The following is a 2,212-nucleotide window of genomic DNA, read 5'->3' as shown; positions in this document are numbered from 1 at the left end:
TGCCGACTATCTGGACAAGGTGGAGTTCCGCGCGCGCTTTCGCAGCGAAGGCCTGGCCGGGGCGCAGGTGGTCTACCACCTCGGCGCCTGCAGTTCGACCAGCGAGCTGGACGCCGGCTACCTGATGGACAACAACACGCGCTACACGCGCGAGCTCTGCGAGGCGGCGCTGGCGGCGGGCGCGCGCTTCGTCTACGCCTCGAGCGGGGCGACCTATGGCGATGGCGCGCTCGGCTACGACGACGCGGACAGCGTGACGCCGCGCCTCGCGCCGCTCAACATGTACGGCTACTCGAAGCAGGCCTTCGACCTGTGGGCGCTGGACGCCGGGCTCTACGCGGCGGGGCGCGTGGTGGGGCTCAAGTACTTCAATGTCTACGGGCCGGGCGAGGACCACAAGGGGGAGATGCGCTCGGTGGTGCACAAGGCCTTCCAGCAGATCCGCGCGCGGGGCAGCGTGCAGCTCTTCCGCTCCTACCGCGAGGAGTACGCGGACGGCGAGCAGCGGCGCGACTTCGTCTACGTGGCCGACGCCGTGGCCGTCACGCGCTTCTTCGGCGAGACGGCTGCGCCCGGCGGGCTCTACAACGTGGGCACCGGCAGGGCGCGCACCTGGATCGACCTCGCGCGGGCGGTCTTCGCGGCGCTGGGCGAGGAGCCGGCGATCGAGTTCATCGCGATGCCCGAGGCCCTGCGCGCCAAGTACCAGTACGAGACCTGCGCGACAACGGCCAAGTTGCGCGCCGCGGGCTACGCCGCGGCTTTCCACACGCTCGAGGCGGGCGTCGCCGACTACGTCGGCAAGCACCTGCTGCCGGCGGCGGCGCGGGAGGAGGCCTGAGGGTGCGCGTGCTCGTCACCGGGGGCTCGGGCTTCCTCGGCATCAACCTGATTCGCCACCTGCTCGCGCGGGACTGCCAGGTGCGCAGCCTGGACTTGCTCGCCTTCGACTATCCTGAGGCGCCGCGCATCGAGGCCGTCGTTGGGGACATCCGCGACCGAGCCATAGTGGACCGCTGCCTGCAGGGCATGGAGGCCGTGGTGCACTGCGCTGCCGCGCTGCCGCTCTACAAGCCGGCGGAGATCTTCAGCACGGACGTGGGCGGCACGCGCAACGTGGTGGAGAGCGCGAAGGCGGCCGGCGCGGCGCGCTGCGTGCAGATCTCCTCGACGGCGGTGTACGGGATTCCCGATCACCATCCGCTGGTGGAGACGGACGCACTGGTTGGCGTGGGCCCCTACGGCAAGGCGAAGATTGCGGCCGAGGAGATCTGCCTGGCCGCGCGGGCGCCGGGCTTTGCGGTGCCGATCCTGCGCCCGAAGTCCTTCATCGGGCCGGAGCGGCTGGGCGTCTTCGCGCTGTTCTACGACTTCGCGCGCACGGGGCACGGCTTTCCGGTGCTGGGGGACGGCAAGAATCGCTACCAGTACCTCGACGTCGAGGACCTCTGCGACGCCATCTGGCTCTGCCTCACGCTGCCGGCCGCGCAGGTGGACGACGTCTTCAACATCGGCGCGCGCGAGTTCGGCACCGCGGCGGGGGACTTCCAGGCCGTGCTCGACGAGGCCGGCTTCGGGAGGCGCGTGCGGCCGATCCCGGCCGGCCCGGCGATCGCCTTGCTGCGCCTGCTCGAGGCGCTCAGGCTCTCGCCGCTCTACAAGTGGGTCTACGAGACGGCGAGCAAGGACTCCTTCGTGTCCATCGAGAAGGCCGAGCGCGCGCTGGGCTACGAGCCCAGGTACTCGAACCGCGATGCGCTGCTGCGCAACTACCGCTGGTACCTGGCGAACCGCGAGCGCTTCGCCGGCGCTTCCGGCGTGACGCACCGCGTGCCCTGGAAGCAGGGCGCGCTGGCCCTGGCGAAGTGGTTCTTCTAGCTTCCGGGCCGCGCGCAACGGCTCCCCGCCCCTGTCGCTCAGCCAAGGAGACGCTCATGAGACGAGTGACCGGCATCGGCGGCGTGTTCTTCAAGGCCAAGGACCCGCAGGCCCTGGCCGAGTGGTACCGCCGGCATCTCGGCCTGGATGTCCAGGAGTGGGGCGGCGTGGCCTTCCGCTGGGCGGATGACAATGCGACGGGCGCGGGCACCCCGGTCTGGAGTCCCTTCAAGGACGACACCAGCTACTTCGCCCCCAGCGCGGCGAGCTTCATGATCAACTACCGGGTTGCGGACCTGCACGCGCTGCTGGCCGCGCTCCGGGCCGAGGGCTG

Annotated in this window: 3 protein-coding genes; all 3 read left to right on the top strand. The window is 70.7% G+C overall.

Going from position 1 to position 2,212, the window contains the following annotated elements:
* On the top strand, positions 1 to 841 hold an 841-nt coding region (gene rfaD / locus FJ251_15625), incomplete at its 5' end, for an ADP-glyceromanno-heptose 6-epimerase (protein MBM4119133.1).
* The gene (locus FJ251_15620; protein ID MBM4119132.1) at positions 838 to 1,878 is read left to right on the top strand and encodes an NAD-dependent epimerase/dehydratase family protein; all 1,041 of its coding nucleotides are present in this window, start codon (positions 838 to 840) and stop codon (positions 1,876 to 1,878) included. The genes rfaD and FJ251_15620, both read left to right, overlap by 4 nt.
* 56 nt (positions 1,879 to 1,934) lie before the next feature.
* Positions 1,935 to 2,212, top strand: a 278-nt coding sequence (locus FJ251_15615) for a VOC family protein (protein ID MBM4119131.1), incomplete at its 3' end; no start/stop codon positions are given.

This window comes from bacterium, from assembly GCA_016873475.1.
GTDB lineage: Bacteria > Krumholzibacteriota > Krumholzibacteriia > JACNKJ01 > JACNKJ01 > VGXI01.
This window is presented reverse-complemented; position numbering and strand designations above follow the sequence as displayed.